15 protein-coding genes and 1 pseudogene are annotated in these 15,442 nt (G+C 61.2%); 11 read left to right on the top strand and 5 right to left on the bottom strand.

Annotated elements, in window-relative coordinates; all coding sequences use genetic code 11:
* Window positions 1-10 precede the first annotated feature (10 nt).
* From FFI16_RS11040 to FFI16_RS11020, 5 genes are read right to left on the bottom strand one after another with little or no spacing between them, the layout of a single operon-like run.
* Window positions 11-772 (bottom strand): ABC transporter permease, encoded by a 762-nt coding sequence (locus FFI16_RS11040; RefSeq protein WP_138815314.1) that lies wholly within the window; start codon window positions 770-772, stop codon window positions 11-13.
* The gene (locus FFI16_RS11035) at window positions 769-1,968 is read right to left on the bottom strand and encodes an ABC transporter substrate-binding protein (protein WP_138815313.1); all 1,200 of its coding nucleotides are present in this window, start codon (window positions 1,966-1,968) and stop codon (window positions 769-771) included. The genes FFI16_RS11040 and FFI16_RS11035 overlap by 4 nt, the downstream gene beginning before the upstream one ends.
* Window positions 1,955-2,758: an ABC transporter ATP-binding protein gene (locus tag FFI16_RS11030; RefSeq protein ID WP_138815312.1), complete on the bottom strand. Its 804-nt coding sequence runs from the start codon at window positions 2,756-2,758 to the stop codon at window positions 1,955-1,957. The genes FFI16_RS11035 and FFI16_RS11030 overlap by 14 nt, the downstream gene beginning before the upstream one ends.
* A complete protein-coding gene (locus tag FFI16_RS11025; protein WP_138815311.1) occupies window positions 2,755-3,816 on the bottom strand; it encodes an acyl-CoA dehydrogenase family protein in 1,062 nt (353 codons plus the stop codon). The genes FFI16_RS11030 and FFI16_RS11025 overlap by 4 nt, the downstream gene beginning before the upstream one ends.
* 38 nt (window positions 3,817-3,854) lie before the next feature.
* A complete protein-coding gene (locus tag FFI16_RS11020) occupies window positions 3,855-4,415 on the bottom strand; it encodes a carboxymuconolactone decarboxylase family protein (protein WP_056860138.1) in 561 nt (186 codons plus the stop codon).
* 102 nt (window positions 4,416-4,517) lie between these two features.
* Between FFI16_RS11020 and FFI16_RS11015 the strand changes: the two genes are divergently transcribed.
* The 11 genes and pseudogenes from FFI16_RS11015 to glgA all read left to right on the top strand — a co-directional run bounded on the left by FFI16_RS11015 (window position 4,518) and on the right by glgA (window position 15,425).
* Window positions 4,518-5,429, top strand: coding sequence for an AraC family transcriptional regulator (locus tag FFI16_RS11015; protein ID WP_138815310.1), 912 nt, complete (start codon window positions 4,518-4,520; stop codon window positions 5,427-5,429).
* A 142-nt stretch (window positions 5,430-5,571) separates the two neighbouring features.
* Entirely contained in the window at window positions 5,572-6,429 is an 858-nt protein-coding gene (locus FFI16_RS11010; RefSeq protein ID WP_178112665.1) for a calcium-binding protein, read from the top strand.
* Window positions 6,430-6,604: 175 nt separating this feature from the next.
* Window positions 6,605-7,738 (top strand): annotated as a pseudogene (locus FFI16_RS30870) (cache and HAMP domain-containing protein); the annotation flags it as partial.
* A gap of 15 nt (window positions 7,739-7,753) precedes the next feature.
* A complete protein-coding gene (locus FFI16_RS30865) occupies window positions 7,754-8,599 on the top strand; it encodes a methyl-accepting chemotaxis protein (RefSeq protein WP_371923623.1) in 846 nt (281 codons plus the stop codon).
* A 90-nt stretch (window positions 8,600-8,689) separates the two neighbouring features.
* Window positions 8,690-9,148 carry an SRPBCC family protein gene (locus FFI16_RS11000; RefSeq protein ID WP_138815308.1) on the top strand — a complete coding sequence of 153 codons (459 nt, stop codon included), beginning with the start codon at window positions 8,690-8,692 and terminating at the stop codon, window positions 9,146-9,148.
* A 112-nt stretch (window positions 9,149-9,260) separates the two neighbouring features.
* Window positions 9,261-9,707 carry a DUF411 domain-containing protein gene (locus tag FFI16_RS10995; RefSeq protein ID WP_138815307.1) on the top strand — a complete coding sequence of 149 codons (447 nt, stop codon included), beginning with the start codon at window positions 9,261-9,263 and terminating at the stop codon, window positions 9,705-9,707.
* 3 nt (window positions 9,708-9,710) lie between these two features.
* Window positions 9,711-10,151, top strand: coding sequence for a YqaA family protein (locus FFI16_RS10990; RefSeq protein ID WP_138815306.1), 441 nt, complete (start codon window positions 9,711-9,713; stop codon window positions 10,149-10,151).
* A gap of 122 nt (window positions 10,152-10,273) precedes the next feature.
* Window positions 10,274-11,287: an alpha/beta fold hydrolase gene (locus tag FFI16_RS10985; protein WP_138815305.1), complete on the top strand. Its 1,014-nt coding sequence runs from the start codon at window positions 10,274-10,276 to the stop codon at window positions 11,285-11,287.
* Between the two features lie 100 nt (window positions 11,288-11,387).
* Complete coding sequence (locus FFI16_RS10980) at window positions 11,388-12,401, top strand: alpha/beta fold hydrolase (RefSeq protein WP_138815304.1); 1,014 nt, start codon at window positions 11,388-11,390, stop codon at window positions 12,399-12,401.
* Between the two features lie 26 nt (window positions 12,402-12,427).
* Complete coding sequence (locus FFI16_RS10975; RefSeq protein ID WP_138815303.1) at window positions 12,428-13,381, top strand: D-2-hydroxyacid dehydrogenase family protein; 954 nt, start codon at window positions 12,428-12,430, stop codon at window positions 13,379-13,381.
* 487 nt (window positions 13,382-13,868) lie between these two features.
* Window positions 13,869-15,425, top strand: a complete 1,557-nt coding sequence (glgA, locus tag FFI16_RS10970; RefSeq protein ID WP_138815302.1) for a glycogen synthase GlgA — start codon at window positions 13,869-13,871, stop codon at window positions 15,423-15,425.
* The last annotated feature ends 17 nt before the right edge of the window (window positions 15,426-15,442 follow it).

Here is a 15,442-nt window from a genome sequence, read left to right as displayed (position 1 = left end):
TGTCCGCGGTTCAGCCAGCATGCACCCAACGCTGATGCAACCACCGCGCAAACGCATCCAGCGCAAACCCCAGCAAGCCGATCACCACCACCATCGCCATCAACTCCGAATACGCCAGGCGGTCACGGGTGTCGAGGATGTAATACCCCAGCCCTGCGCTCACCCCGAGCATCTCGCACGGCACCAGCACAATCCACAAAATGCCGATGGCCAGGCGCACGCCGGTCAGCACATGCCCGACCACGCCAGGGATGATCACCCGTCGCAGGGTTTCCCAGCGCGTGGCACTCAGGCTCTTACTCAACTGTAACCAACGCGGGTCCAACTGGCGTACGCCGGCGGCGGTGTTGAGCATGATCGGCCACACCGCGGCAAACGCCAGCAGGAAGTAGATCGGCTGGTCGCCCACGCCCATCAGCATCACCACAATGGGCATCCAGGACAGCGGTGAAATCATGCGCAGAAACTGAAACGCCGGTGTGGTGGCCGCCTCCAGGTTGCGCGAACTGCCCACCAGCAGCCCCAACGGCACACCCACCAACAGCGCCAGAAACAGCCCAACGAATATGCGTTTCAGGCTCACCGCGATGTGCAGGTACAGCTCGCTGCGCCCAAGCAATTCCCACAAGCTGCTTGCGGTTGCCGCCAGCGAAAAGCGCGCCGACAGGCCGTCAGCCTCGCCAAACACTTTCACGCCCAACCACCACAGCAGCAGCAAGCCGGCCAAACCACTCAGCCCCAGCCACCAGCCTGGGATTCTGCCGTTGTTCAAACGCCGATCTCCTCGTGCCGTTCGTAACCATCGGGCAAGCCGAAGGTTTTCATGCCGCCCACGGATTCGATGGCGTTGCGCACAAAGCGGTCGTCCACCAGATCTTTGGCCACGAAGGCTGGGTCCAGGTCAGCGAGGAATTTCTTGTCGCCCTCGATCAACGTGTCCTTCAGGCGCCGCACCAGTTCCTCGGTGTAGCTGGGGAATGGGTACGGTTGGAAGTCGATGCGATGCTCATCCCAATTGGCGTGCTGGATCGCACCGTCAGCCAGGTAAGCGGCGCGGTCGGCGGCGGCCGGGGCCAGCACCTTGCTCAACACCGGCTCAGCGTGCGGGGTGTAGCGGTTCGGGCCGTCCTTGGACAGCAGCTTCACCGCCTCTTCGCGGTTCTCGCGAGTCCACACCTGCGCCTTGACGATGGCATTGACCACCTTCTGCGACCACTCCGGGCGGTTGGTCAGGTCATGCTCGTGCATGAACACCACGCAGCACGCATGGTTGCGCCACACATCGCCAGTAAAGCGCTGCACGCGACCGACCTTGAGGTTTTCCGCCAGGGCGTTGAACGGCTCGGCGACGATATAGCCGTCGATGCGTTTGCTCGCCAATGCAGGCGGCATGTCCGAAGGCGGCAACACAATCAGGTTGACCTCATTGGCCGCAATCGCAGAGCCGGCGGCACGCGCCACCGGCGTGAGGCCGTTGTCGCGGAACAGTTGCTGCACCACCACGTTGTGGATCGAATACCAGAACGGAATCGCCACCGACTTGCCGCCCAGCTGCTTCACCTCGGTAATGCCCGGCGAGACCGTCAGGCCCGAACCGCCGACATGGTTCCAGGCCACGACTTTGGCCGGCACCTTGCTGCCGTAGCGCGCCCATACCGTCATCGGCGACAGCAAGTGAATCACGTTGACCTGCCCGGAAATAAACGCCTCGATCACCTGCGCCCAACTGCGCAACAGCACCGGGCGTTCGGCCTTGATGCCTTCGGCCTCGAACAAGCCGTTGTTATGCGCAACCAACAGCGGCGTGGCGTCGGTAATGGGTAGGTAGCCAATGCGCACTGGCGCGTCCGGTTCGCTGGCGGCGCGGGCTTGCAGGCTGCTCAACAATGGCAAGGCACCGGCAGCACTGAGTACTGCCGAGAGTTTGAGAAAGTCACGGCGCGAGTGCGTAAGGTCATCCAGACACATGTGAAAACTCCTGTTGGTCAATGGGGTTGGGTTGAGGGCGGCTCGCCTGCCGTAAGGTTTTCAGAATTTCGATACGCAACGCGCCTATGGCTTCAACCTGCTCTTCGCGAGGTTGTGGCAAATCGATGTGCCATTCGCCCAAGGTCCGCGCCGGGCGGTTGCCCAGTAGCAGGATGCGGTCGGACAACAGCAGCGCTTCATCAATGTCGTGGGTGATCAATACCGCCGCCGACCCTTGCTCGCGGTTGACCTTGAGCAGCAGGTGCTGCATGTCGGCGCGGGTGACTTCATCCAGCGCGCCGAACGGCTCATCCAGCAGCAACACCTGCGGCTGGCGCGCCAGGCAACGGGCCAACGCAGTGCGCTGGGCCATGCCGCCGGACAACTGCGCAGGGAATTGCTGACGCGCATGTTCCAGGCCGACCGCTGCAATGGCGTGGTCGACGCGCTGGCGGCGCACGTCAGGGCTTAAATGCGGCTGCCGGGCGAAATCCAGGCCAAAGGCGACGTTCTTTTCCAGGTTCAGCCAGGGCAACAGGCTGGGGTCTTGAAACGCCACTGCCACCCGTGGATGCGGCCCGGCCAGCGGCTCGCCCAGCACCTGCACGCTGCCGTCCTGGGGCGCCTGCAAACCGGCCAGCACCCGTAGCAGGCTGGATTTACCCACGCCGCTGGGGCCGAGGATAGACACCACTTCGCCCGCTTGCAGCTGCAAATCAAACCCTTGCAACACCGGCCCGCTGGCATAGCCCAGGCAAATCCCCTGGGCGTGCATTACCGCCTGGCTCATAGATTGGCCTGACGGTGCAGCTCGGTGCGCAGCTGCACCAGGCTGGGCGTCACAATCGGCACAAAGGCCGACTCGCGCCAGCGCCGTGCAAAGCCACTGCCATGGGCGGTGAGGTAGGCCTTGCCGCCGCTGGCCTGGAGTTCCAACTGCACCGCGCTGGCGGCGGTTTCGGCCAGGGCGATGCGCAGTTTGAACAAGGGCACCGGCTCAGCGGCAAAACGACCGGCCAACAGGCCACTTTTGAGTTCTGTGACCAGGTGATCCAGGGTCGCTCGCAAGGCTTCCAGCTCGTCACGCAACACCGTACGTGATGAGCCCAGGTGGTTGGCCACCTCCGCCAGGGAGCGCCGCGCCAGGCCGATGGACATGCCACATTGCAACCCCAGGAACGCCGGGCGTACGGCCGGCAGGAACTTGCGTGCATCTTCATGCAGCAACCAGTCGCGGCTCAGCTCCACGCCTTCCAGGCCCAGGGCCGCCGTGTTGCTCGATTGCAGGCCCATCAGTTCCAGGTCACGCGAACGCTGCAGCCCTGCGACCGAATCCGGGATGGCCAGGATAAACGGCGCGCCGCCGCCGGCATGCTCAATCGCCGCCGCCGCAACAAAACCGTTCTTGCGCAGGTTGGTCACCCAGTGCAGGCGGCCATTAAGGGTCCAACCGTCTTCGGTCGGCTCCGCGCTGATTTGCAGGGTCTCGATGCCGGACAAAAACTTCATCGCGTTCGACAGCCCGGTGGCCCCGGCCAGTTTGCCGCTGAGCAGGTCCGGCAACAGTTGCTCGCGCAGCCTCTCATTCGGGCTCTGCAACAAATATTCGATAAAAGAGCGCTGGCCCCAGCACACAAACGCGGCCGCCAGGGAATGGCTGGCCACATTGGCAATGGCTTCCACCGCGCCGGTCACATCACCGCCCAGGCCGCCCAGCGCCTTGGGCACGCCGATACTTAATACATTCGACTCTGCCAGCCTTGGCAGCACTTCCTGTGGATCGCAACTGCCCACATCCAGGGCCTGCGCTTGAACATCGAGCCAACGGCTCAAGATTGGGTCAAGCATTCGTTTCTCCTTTTTACAGCAGGTGGACCATCGCCGATTCAGCTTGCCGGTTTTTCCCAACGGTATTGCGCCAGTTCCGGATTCAGCGGGGTACGGGCAAACACGTTAGCGAAGTTGCACAGGGTTGCCAGGCTGACGCCCAAAATAACTTCCAGCGCCTGGCCATCGGTATAACCGGCGGCGCGGAACGCTTCAAAACCCGCGTCGCTGACATCGCCACGGGTGGCGATCACTTCACGGGTGAAGGCGGCGAGTGTCTCATACCGGGCGTTGGGCAATTCACCGCGCTGGCGCAGGGCGTCAATCACGTCTTCGGGCAGCTTGGCTTTATTGCGCGCGACAGCGGTGTGGCCGGCCACACAGAAATCGCAGCCGTGGGTGGTGGCGGCAATCAATTGCACCACTTCGCGGTCGGCGAGGGTCAGCTCCGACTTGGCGTTGAGCCCGGACACGGTGATGTAGGTTTCCAGCGCCGCCGGTGCATTGGCCAACACGGCGAGCAGGTTGGGGATGAAACCCGAGCCTTTGAGGGCATTTTCCAGGAAGGGCTTGGCCGCTTCCGGGGCGGTTTCGGGGGTGAGCAACGGTACACGGGACATGGAGTGGTCTCCTGATGGGTTCATCACCTAAGTCTGTTGGTTATAAAAAAACGCCTCAATAGGCTAAAGTAGCGATTACTTGCTCTAGAGTCTTTCCGTTAGATGAATTCGTCCAGTTCTCTCGTTGATTGGTTATTAGACAGCCTCGAACTCAACACCAGCCTGTTCCATGTCGGCCGCTATTGCGGTGCCTGGCATGCCAGCACCCACGGGCTGGCCAGCGCGAGTTTCCACCTGATTGTGCAGGGCCAATGCTGGTTGCATATTGACGGCGAACCCCTTCCCCAACACCTGAATAATGGTGATGCGGTGTTTCTGCTGCGTGACCTCGAGTATCGGCTGTCTGGCGAGGCCACGGCCGAAGCCGCGCAGGAATGCCCGCGCCGACCGATGCTGGCGCTGGACAGCAACGCCGACGACGGCGTCGGCCTGGTCTGCGGCTTTTTTCACTTCCATTCCGGTTTGTCGGCGATGATCGTCGACAGCTTGCCCGCCTGGATTGTCTTGCGCGCCGGCGACCCATCACTGACCGCCGCGCGCAACCTCTTCGAATTGATCCTGCAAGAGTGCGAGCGCGTCCCGGCGCCCTCCTCGGCATTGCTTGAGCGCTTGTGCCATTTATTGTTTCTGTATGTGCTGCGCCAGCAGGTTATCGATAACACCGAACTGGGCGGTTTGGCCGCACTGGGCCGCCAACCGGCGTTCGCCGAGTTGCTGGAACAATTGATCGCCCGTCCGGCAGACCCATGGACCCTGGAAAGCATGGCAGCCTGCACCGGCTTGTCGCGCTCGGCATTTTTCAAGCGCTTCAGCGAGCTGTGCGGGCAGTCGCCGGGGCACGTGCTGTTGATGATGCGCATGCGCCATGCATGCCGCCTGTTCAAACAGGACATGACCGTGGCCGATGTGTCACTGGCGGTGGGCTACCAATCGGTGGCGGCATTTACTCGCGCGTTCCACAAAACCACCGGCCAGCAACCTGGGGCTTATCGCAAAGGTCAATGGCATAACTGACATACAGCATCCTAGCGCGAGCGACATATCCAGTCGCAAGCTCTGCGCGGTAGCCAGGAACGCTTGCGCAGCGATCGTCCACGTAAGAGAAGCCCTGACATGCAGTCAGGTTTCTACTTTGGTCATCGAGAAGGACATCCGCATGCTCTCTCTTTACGCTTACGCCCCAGCAACCGCGCGTCACCTTGTACCCAGCGTCGAGCCGGTCAAACCCACACGCTCCCCCTATGACCCACCTTCTGACCTGGCGCCAGGCGCACGAGACGTTAGGACACATGAACTGCTCAAAAAGGGCGATGTGACCTTCAGCCGGGAAATTACCTGGAGCACCGTGGGTTCCGACAAGCCCAAAATTGTGTCAAATCGGCTTGTGGTTGAAAGCGGCAATGATGCCGACAAGATTCAGGTGCGCAGTTGGCCTGGTGACAAGTTGCAGTTCCTCGTCAATGGCCAATCGTATGTGCTCGACGCCCTGGCACAAAAAGGCCCGCAACAGAGCCTATTGATCAAGACCAATGGCGGCGGCGACAGCGTTATCATCGACCCTGACGTCAAGCATACGGTGGAAATCCAGGGTGGCGACGGCGACGACGACCTTCAAGCCGGCGGTGGCCCTACCGGGCTCTTTGGACAAGGCGGCGACGACAGCCTACGGTTGGGCAGCGGCTCTGGCTATGCCGAAGGTAATGACGGCGACGACATAATCCGCGGCGGCAGCGGCAACACCATTATGCTCGGCAATAACGGCAACGACCGCCTGTATGCCGGGTTCGGCGATGCGCACAAAAACAACATACTGCAGGGTGGCGACGGCGACGACAGCCTTTATGCCGGCAGCGGGGACAATCATCTACAAGGAGGCGGCGGCGATGACCACTTGGTAGGGCATGACCGCACGTCCTTTTACACGGGCGAAGGTCACGACCGCATCTGGAATAAACAAAGCCAGGACCGCATTGTCACCGCACCCACCGGAAATCCCGACAAAGCCGGCGCGTAGATTCTTCCCCGACAGTTGCCCCAACGAGTGACCTTGCAACAGCAAACGCCTGCAAGGTCGCCACCAACCCAACAACTTTGCACCATGGTACCTAAAGCTCCTCCTCGCCAAGCCGATAGCCCTACGAAGCTCTAACAAAGCCGCGTCGATAATAACGCTTCGTAAGGACGACCCCATGCCCCCACTGCGCTCCATCCAAACCCGCTATACCCTGTTTCTGGTGTTGTTCGTCCTGCTGATATTGGTGTTGACCGTCGTCGGTATCGGCCAGTTGGTGGCCCCCACGCTGCGCCATACCGAAGAGCAGGTGGTGCTCAACCGCGTCGCCGAAGTGGCTGAACGCATCCAGGGCGAACTGAATAAGGTTCAGGCCCAACAACGCAGCATCACCCAAACCATTCCCCTGCTCGACAGCGACGCCATCGACAAGGTGCTGCCCGGCCTGGTGGACCAGTATGGCGAACTGAAGGTGTTCGGTGGCGGTATCTGGCCGCTGCCCAACCAGCGCGCGCCAGGGCGCAACAAGTTCAGCACCTTCTGGCACCGCGATGCTTCGGGCAAGCTGGCGGTCAACACGTTCTGGAACAGCGACGCCGCGCCCAACTACTACGACCAGAGCTGGTACAAAGGCGGCCTCGCTTCGCCACGCGGCCAGTGCGCCTGGGCGGCGGCCTACAAGGACGACGCCAGCCAGGAGCCGCGCACCAACTGCGCCATGGCTATCCAGCGTGACGGCGCGGCGTATGGCGTGGCCACCATTGACGTGACCCTGGGGTTCTTCAATGAGCTGGTGGCCAGCAAGGAAAAAGACATCGGCGGCCAGATGCTGATCGTCGAAGGCGACGGCAAGATCATCAGCAACAGCTCACGCATCAGCGGCCCCGTGGTGTTGAAGAACATCAGCGAACTGGCCGGCACCTCGGCATTTGCCGCCCAGGTGAGTAAAGCCCTGGCCCATCGCGACCAAGGGCTTGTGCGCAGCGAGTTCGACAACCAGGGCGTGGCCAGCACCTTCTACTTGCGCCCGATCGAGGGCACGCCGTGGTTCCTCGCCACCGCCCTGCCCACCTCGTTGATCACCGCCCAGCGTGATGACGTGCTCGGCAGCCTGGCGCTGATACAAATTCCCATGGTGTTGCTGCTGGTGCTGCTGGCCGCTTATGGGATTCGCCAACTGGTGCAGCGCATGAAGTCGCTGAAAACCAATATCGATGCATTGTCGGCCGGCGATGCCGACCTGACGCGGCGCATTACCATTCGCGCTGAAGATGAACTGGGCGCCATCGGCCATTCGGTCAACCACTTTATCGTCTACCTGCAGAACATGATTGGTGAGGTGACCCAGGCCACGGGCGCCATGTCGTCAAGCCTGGCGCAGCTGCAACAGACCTCGGCCCATACCAACCAGATCCTGGTGCGCCACGCCTCGGAGACCGACCAGACCGTCACCGCCATCACCGAAATGAGCTCGACTGCCGACACCGTGGCGCAAAACGCGGCGCAAACTGCCTCGTTCACCCAGCGCGCCAACGAGCATGCCGACCGCTCGCGCGTGGTGGTCGGCGAAGCGTCCACCAGTGTCAGCGCCTTGATCGGCGAAGTCGCCAGCGCCACCCACACCGTGGAGGCCATGCGCCAGGACGCTGCACGCATCACCGAAACCCTCGGCGTGATCGGCGCGATTGCCGGCCAGACCAACCTGCTGGCCCTCAACGCCGCCATTGAAGCAGCGCGGGCCGGCGAGCAAGGTCGTGGTTTTGCGGTGGTGGCCGATGAAGTGCGGGCGCTGGCGGCACGCACCCAGGCCAGCACCTCGCAGATCAACGAGATGCTCGCGCGCCTGACCACGGGCGTGAGTTCGTCGGTGGCGGCCATGGAAAACACCCAGGCCAGTTGCCAGTCGGCGGCGGATGCCACGGCGCGGGTGAACACCGGGCTGGATGAGATGGCCGGTTCCGTCAGCCATATCAACAACCTCAGCACCCAGATCGCCACGGCCGCCGAACAGCAAAGCGCGGTGACCGAGGAGATCAACCGCAGCATGGTGCAGATCCGACAGATGGTCGACGAGTTGGTAGAAAGCGGCCATGCCACGCAAACCAACACCCAAAGCCTGCTGGACGCCAATGGCCGAGTGATTGCATTGATGAGCCGCTTCAAGGTGCGCTGATAATTTACTGAGACACTCCCGTGCAATGCGCGGGAGTGGGACTATTCTGACAGTTCTCAGGACAAAATCTCGCCACACAGGAGGTGTGTCATGCACGCTGCCGAGCATTCGGTCCGCTTGGAGCGGATCAGTCAGGAGCGCTTCATCCAGGCACCTATCGAGGTCATCTACGACTACGTGACCCAGCCGGATCGCTGGCACGAGTGGCACCCCACCTCCCTGAGTGCCGACACCGGCACCAGCGGTTCACTGCCGTCCGGTACACGCTTTACCGAAATTATCGATTTGTTGGGTGTGCGCGTGCCCATGAGCTATCGCGTACAGATCGCCCGCCGCCCCAGTGAATTCAAGACCGTGTTCACCTCCCTCGCAGTAGACGGCTCTATTCACTACTTCCTGCAACCCCACCGGGGCGGTACGCTGTTCAGACGGGTGCTGACCTACCAGACCGAATTGCAACTGGCCACCTTGCACGCGCGCATGATCGAGCTGTCGGGCATTGCGCTGGACCAGCTCAAGCATCGGCTGGAAAACGCGGCCTTCGTATAATTTAGAAACATTACTCCCTCACCTATCACCCTGTGGGCGCTGGCTTGCCTGCGATGACGTCGGCATGATCGCCGCACAACTCCGACGCCATCCTCTTGCCCACGAGACCCGCATGAAAAACCCCTTGCGACTGGCCTTACTCTGCGCCCTGTTCACCTCCACCCTGGCCCAGGCCGCCGACCTGATCCCTATCGACGTCCACCGCGACGCCAACTGCGGTTGCTGCAAAAAGTGGATCAGCCATCTGGAAACCAACGGCTTCAAGGTCAACGACCATGTCGAAGTCGACATGGGCGCCGTCAAGCAACGCCTGGGCGTCGCACCGCGCCTGGGCTCGTGCCATACCGCCGTGATCGACGGCAAGTTCGTCGAAGGCCATGTGCCCGCCGAGCAGGTGCTGGCGCTGCGCAAACGCGATGATCTACTGGGTATTGCCGCACCTGGCATGCCCATGGGCTCACCCGGCATGGAAATGGGTGAGCGGCGCGAGGCCTACCAGGTCATTGGCCTGACGCGCGAGGGTCAGGATGTAGTGGTGGCTGATTACCCGGCCCACTGATTAATGTTCGTCGGTTACCTCGGGCTGTTTTTTGCCGCTTTTGGCGCGGCCACCCTGCTACCGCTGCAATCGGAAGCCGTGCTGGTCGGCCTGCTGCTCAGCGGGCACTACAGCCTGTGGGGGCTGCTGGTGATCGCCACGGTCGGCAATGTATTGGGTTCGGTGGTCAACTGGTGGCTGGGCCGATCGGTTGAGCGCTACAAGGCGCGGCGCTGGTTTCCGGTCAGCCCCAAGCACCTGGAAAAAGCCCGCCGCCACTATCAACGCTGGGGGCATTGGTCGCTGCTGCTCAGTTGGGTGCCGATTATTGGCGACCCACTGACCTTGGTGGCCGGGGTCATGCGTGAGCCGTTCTGGCGTTTTATGCTGCTGGTCACTCTGGCCAAAGGCGCCCGTTACGCCGTGCTGGCAGCGTTGACGCTGAACCATTTGGCGAAGCCGTAACAACTGTCAGTGGCAGGTGCTTTTGGCGTAGGAATAAGCTGTGTCTGTCGTTCGGTACACAGGATTAATCCTCGATTAATCCTGTGCCGACAGCCTCCGTTTTTTTCACTACGGAGCACACCATGCGACCGACACGCACGCTATTTCTCACGAGTTTGCTACTGGTTATGGCCCTTACCGGCTGCGCCACCGGCAAAGACGACAGCTACGGCCCCGAGCTGCAAGGTTTCCAATACCCTTATCCGGTCGAACGCTTCAAGTTTAGGTCCCAGGGCCAGTCGTTGCAGATGGGCTACATGGACGTCGCGCCCACGGGCAAGCCCCTGGACCGCACCATCGTATTGATGCACGGCAAGAATTTCTGCGGCGCCACCTGGGACAACTCGATCAGGGCGCTGAGCGCAAATGGCTTTCGCGTGGTGGTCCCCGACCAGATTGGCTTTTGCACCTCAAGCAAGCCCGAAGCTTACCAATACAGCTTCCACCAACTGGCCAACAATACCCACCAGTTACTGGAAAAACTGGGCATCAAAAAAGCCACGCTGCTGGGCCACTCTACCGGCGGTATGCTCGCCACCCGATATGCCTTGATGTACCCAGCACAAACCGAACAGCTTGGGCTCGTCAACCCTATCGGCCTGGAAGACTGGAAAGCCTTGGGCGTGCCTTACCGCCCGCTCGAACAATGGGCGCAATCGGAGCGCAAGCTCACCTACGCAGGCGTGCGCAAGTATCAACAGGACAATTATTACGGCGGCCGCTGGGAGCCGGCCTATGACCGTTGGGTCGATATGCTCGTCGGGCTCTTCAACGGCCCGGGTCACACCCAAGTGGTACGCAACTCCGCCTTGATCTGGGACATGATCTACACCCAGCCGGTGTACTACGAGTTCAAGGACCTGCAGGTGCCGACGCTGCTGTTGATTGGTACTTCCGATACCACCGCCCTCAACCGCGACCTGGCCGCACCTGAAGTCAGGGCGAAGCTCGGTGACTACAAAACCCTGGGCAAGCACGTCGCCCAGTTGATTCCCAATGCCAAACTGGTGGAGTTCGAAGGCCTTGGCCATTCGCCACAGGTGGAAGAACCCGAACGTTTTCACAGCGCATTAATGCCGGGTTTATTGGCGTATTAAACCCTCCTGCGTCGGGGCGCAGCGAGGCCGCTGCGCCACCGTTAATCCTCGCTTAATCCCCTCGTCAGAGCATCCGGGCACTGTTCCTGGAGCCTGACCCATGACGCCGATCCGTTCTCTGTGCGCCGCAAGCCTGCTGTTGATCGCTGCCCTGCCCGCTTTTGCCGCCACCGAAGGGCCGACCTACGGCCCGGAGCTGCAAGGCTTTCAATACCCTTATCCGGTCGAACACTTCAGTTTCCAATCCCAGGGCAAATCACTGCAAATGGGGTATATGGACGTGCCCGCTAAAGGCACCGCCAATGGCCGCAGCGTCGTGCTGATGCACGGCAAGAACTTTTGTGGCGCCACCTGGGAAGACTCGATCAAAGCACTGAGCGAAGCGGGTTACCGCGTGATCGCGCCGGACCAGATCGGGTTTTGCACATCCAGCAAGCCTGACCACTACCAGTACAGCTTCCAGCAACTGGCGATCAACACCCATCAGTTGCTGGAAAAACTCGGCATTCAGAAGGCCACAATCATCGGCCACTCCACCGGCGGCATGCTCGCCACCCGGTATGCGCTGCTGTATCCCACGCAAACCGAGCAACTGGCACTGGTCAACCCCATTGGCCTGGAGGACTGGAAAGCCCTGGGCGTGCCCTATCGCAGCGTCGACCAATGGTATGAGCGCGAGTTGAAACTGAGCGCCGACGGCATTCGCCAGTATGAGCTCAATACCTATTACGTCGGGCGCTGGAAGCCTGAGTACGACCGTTGGGTCGATATGCTTGCCGGTCTGAACAAAGGCCCAGGCCATACGCAGGTCGCATGGAACTCGGCGCTGATTTACGACATGATCTTCACCCAGCCGGTGTACTACGAGTTCAAGGACTTGCAGATGCCCACGCTGCTGTTGATCGGCACGTCCGACACCACCGCCATCGGCAGTGATATTGCGCCGCCAGCGGTCAAGGCCAGGCTCGGTCATTACGACGTGCTGGGCAAGCAAGCGGCCAAGCTGATCCCCCACGCGACCCTGGTGGAGTTCCCAGGCCTGGGCCACGCACCGCAAATGGAAGAACCGGCGCAGTTTAATACAGCACTGTTGCAGGGGCTGAACGCCCTTTAATCCAACCTTTTTCGAGGCACTCGTGAATGTCGGTACAGATCGCAGTCATTGATGATTGGCAGAATGTGGCCAGTGGTGTGGTGGATTGGTCGGCACTGGCGTCGGTGGGCCAGGTGCATTTTCTACACGATTACCCCGCCGATACCGCCACGATGGTTGAACGTTTGCAGGCGTTCGACGTGATTTGCGTGATGCGCGAGCGCTCGAGCTTCGACCAGGCCCTGCTGCAAGGCCTGCCCAAGCTGAAACTGCTGGTGACCGGCGGCATGCGCAACGCTGCCATCGACATTGCCGCCGCCAAAGCCCAAGGCATCCAGGTGTGTGGCACCGACAGCTATAAGCAGGCGGCGCCGGAGTTAACCTGGGCACTGATCATGGCCTCGACCCGCAACCTGCTGGCCGAAGCCAACTCGTTGCGCGCCGGCGGCTGGCAGGTCGGGCTGGGCGGTGATCTGTATGGCAAAACCCTGGGGGTTCTCGGGCTGGGCAGCATCGGCCAGAAAGTCGCGCAGTTTGGCCAGGCATTTGGCATGCGCGTGATTGCCTGGAGCGAGAACCTCACGCCGGAGCGTGCTGCCGAGGCGGGTGTAAGCTGCGTCAGCAAGCGCGAGCTATTCGAGCAGGCCGACATTCTCAGCGTGCACCTGGTGCTCAGCGAGCGCAGCCGCGGCCTGGTAGATGCGCAGGCGCTGGGCTGGATGAAGCCAAGCGCGCGTCTGGTCAATACCTCACGCGGGCCGATTGTGGATGAGCAGGCGCTGATCGAGGCGTTATCAGCCGGGCAACTGGCAGGGGCCGCAGTGGATGTGTATAGCGAAGAGCCGCTACCGGCTGATCACCCCTTCCGGCGCTTGCCGAATGTGCTGGCCACGCCCCACGTCGGTTATGTGAGTGAGCAGAATTATCGGCAGTTTTATCAGCAGATGATCGAAGACATTCAGGCCTGGGCCAAAGGCACGCCCATTCGCGTGCTGACTTGATGCACCAATCCTGAGCATACGCACCACCGTGGCGAGGGAGCTTGCTCCCGCTGGGGCGCGCGGCGGCCCCGCTCTTGCTTGAAAGTGTCGGGGGCGAATACGTAACCGCAAGCTCCCCTGCCACAACCCCCTTCCCGGGCAAATTTCCAACCTGGCATATCATTACAAGTTTTTTGTCCTACAAAAAAGCCCTAGAAACCCTACAGGCTCTGGGATCTGTCCTAGACTCATGACCGATGGGTCCGTTCCAAAACAAAAACCCCGCAAAAAATCGAAACTTTACAACTCTGCCGCAGGTCAAGTTTTTAAGGGAGACGAGCGCAGGCGATTCAGCCAAATGCCCGTCCATCCACTCTTTTTTAGCAATCGGTGCAACTGGCATACGCCTTGCCAGTTTGTACAGTGCTTGTGCGCCTGGCCGCAGGATGTGGCCAATCGGAGCCGATGGCAGCGGGCCATCAGCCGACCAAACATGTAGGAGAGAACTATGATCAGTGCTGCAGTCGATACTCAGGGAGAGCGTTTTAGTCAGCCGGCAGGGGGCCCGACGTCGTTGGCCGACCTGCCCAACACTGTGCGGCCGATCGTGAGTCAGAACCCTAATCGTAAGAAAGTCTTGTTTGTGACCTCCGAATTCGCCGACCTGGTGAAAACCGGCGGCCTGGGCGACGTTTCCGCCGCCCTGCCCCGCGCCATGGCGCACCTGCACGATGTGCGCGTGCTGATTCCGGGCTACCCACAGGTGATGGAAAGCGACAACCCGATCCATATCATCGGCGAACTGGGCGGCCACGCGGCGCTGCCGCCGTGCAAGATCGGGCGCATGGACCTCAAGGACGGCCTGGTCATCTATGTGCTGATCTGCCCAGAGCTTTACGAGCGTGAAGGCACGCCCTACGGCGCCAACAATGGCCGCGACTGGCCGGACAACCATATTCGTTTCGCCCGCCTGGGCCTGGCCGCCGCCGACATGGCCGCCAACCTGGCGCAGATCCACTGGTGCCCGGACCTGGTGCACGCCCATGACTGGCCCGCAGGCCTGGCGCCGGCTTATATGCACTGGCGTGGGTCACGCACCCCGACGCTGTTCACCATTCATAACCTTGCCTATCAAGGCGTGGTCAGCCTGGCGTCTACCCCGGAATTGGGGATTCCACCCCATGCCCTGCAACAGGAAGGCATGGAGTTCTACGGCAAGATGTCGTTCCTCAAGGCGGGCATGGCGTACTCCAGCCATATCACCACCGTGAGTGCGACCTACGCCCAGGAAATCACCACCCCGGAATTCGGCTGTGGTCTCGATGGTTTCCTCGCCAGCAAAACCCAGCAAGGCCTGCTCAGCGGGATTCCCAACGGCATCGACGAAAGCTGGGAAACCTCCACCGACACGCACCTGACCCACAATTTCAATATTGGCGACTGGGAAGGCAAGGCGGTGAACGCCGCCCATGTGCGCGAACTGTTCGGCCTGCATGAGTCCACTGGCCCGCTGTTCGCGGTGGTATCGCGCCTGGTGTATCAAAAAGGCCTGGACCTGACCGAAGCGGTCAGCAGCTTCATTGTCGAGAACGGTGGCCAGATCGCCATCATCGGCCGTGGCGAGCCGGAAGAAGAACACGCCATGCGCGAACTCGCCCTGCGCTTCCCGGGCCAGGTGGGCGTGCGTATCGGCTTCAATGAAACCGATGCACGGCGCATGTTTGCCGGCAGCGATTTCCTGCTGATGCCTTCGCGCTATGAGCCATGTGGCCTGAGCCAGATGTATGCCCAGCGTTTCGGCTCGCTGCCGGTGGCACGCAATACCGGTGGCTTGGCGGACACCATCGAAAATGGCGTAACCGGCTTCCTGTTCAACGAGTCCACGGTTGAAAGCTATGAAGAGGCGCTGAGCCGCGCCTTCAGGGTATTTGCCAATAAAGGCCTGCTTAACGCCATGCGCAGCCGCGCCATGACCCAGCCGTTCAACTGGTGCCAGGCGGTAGAACCCTACGCCGAGCTTTACGAGCAACTGGTGGCCAAGGCGCTGGGGAAACCCACGAAGTAATTATTTGTTTTTGTTTC

Source organism: Pseudomonas sp. KBS0710 (assembly GCF_005938045.2).
GTDB lineage: Bacteria > Pseudomonadota > Gammaproteobacteria > Pseudomonadales > Pseudomonadaceae > Aquipseudomonas.
This window is presented reverse-complemented; position numbering and strand designations above follow the sequence as displayed.

What these genes read in the sequence shown, in the direction of transcription:
- FFI16_RS11035 (WP_138815313.1), bottom strand. Translation starts at nt 1,968, where the DNA reads ATGTGTCTGGATGACCTTACGCACTCGCGCCGTGACTTTCTCAAACTC.
- FFI16_RS11030 (WP_138815312.1), bottom strand. Translation starts at nt 2,758, where the DNA reads ATGAGCCAGGCGGTAATGCACGCCCAGGGGATTTGCCTGGGCTATGCC.
- FFI16_RS11025 (WP_138815311.1), bottom strand. Translation starts at nt 3,816, where the DNA reads ATGCTTGACCCAATCTTGAGCCGTTGGCTCGATGTTCAAGCGCAGGCC.
- FFI16_RS11020 (WP_056860138.1), bottom strand. Translation starts at nt 4,415, where the DNA reads ATGTCCCGTGTACCGTTGCTCACCCCCGAAACCGCCCCGGAAGCGGCC.
- FFI16_RS11015 (WP_138815310.1), top strand. Translation starts at nt 4,518, where the DNA reads ATGAATTCGTCCAGTTCTCTCGTTGATTGGTTATTAGACAGCCTCGAA.
- FFI16_RS11010 (WP_178112665.1), top strand. Translation starts at nt 5,572, where the DNA reads ATGCTCTCTCTTTACGCTTACGCCCCAGCAACCGCGCGTCACCTTGTA.
- FFI16_RS30865 (WP_371923623.1), top strand. Translation starts at nt 7,754, where the DNA reads ATGATTGGTGAGGTGACCCAGGCCACGGGCGCCATGTCGTCAAGCCTG.
- FFI16_RS11000 (WP_138815308.1), top strand. Translation starts at nt 8,690, where the DNA reads ATGCACGCTGCCGAGCATTCGGTCCGCTTGGAGCGGATCAGTCAGGAG.
- FFI16_RS10995 (WP_138815307.1), top strand. Translation starts at nt 9,261, where the DNA reads ATGAAAAACCCCTTGCGACTGGCCTTACTCTGCGCCCTGTTCACCTCC.
- FFI16_RS10990 (WP_138815306.1), top strand. Translation starts at nt 9,711, where the DNA reads ATGTTCGTCGGTTACCTCGGGCTGTTTTTTGCCGCTTTTGGCGCGGCC.
- FFI16_RS10985 (WP_138815305.1), top strand. Translation starts at nt 10,274, where the DNA reads ATGCGACCGACACGCACGCTATTTCTCACGAGTTTGCTACTGGTTATG.
- FFI16_RS10980 (WP_138815304.1), top strand. Translation starts at nt 11,388, where the DNA reads ATGACGCCGATCCGTTCTCTGTGCGCCGCAAGCCTGCTGTTGATCGCT.
- FFI16_RS10975 (WP_138815303.1), top strand. Translation starts at nt 12,428, where the DNA reads ATGTCGGTACAGATCGCAGTCATTGATGATTGGCAGAATGTGGCCAGT.
- glgA (WP_138815302.1), top strand. Translation starts at nt 13,869, where the DNA reads ATGATCAGTGCTGCAGTCGATACTCAGGGAGAGCGTTTTAGTCAGCCG.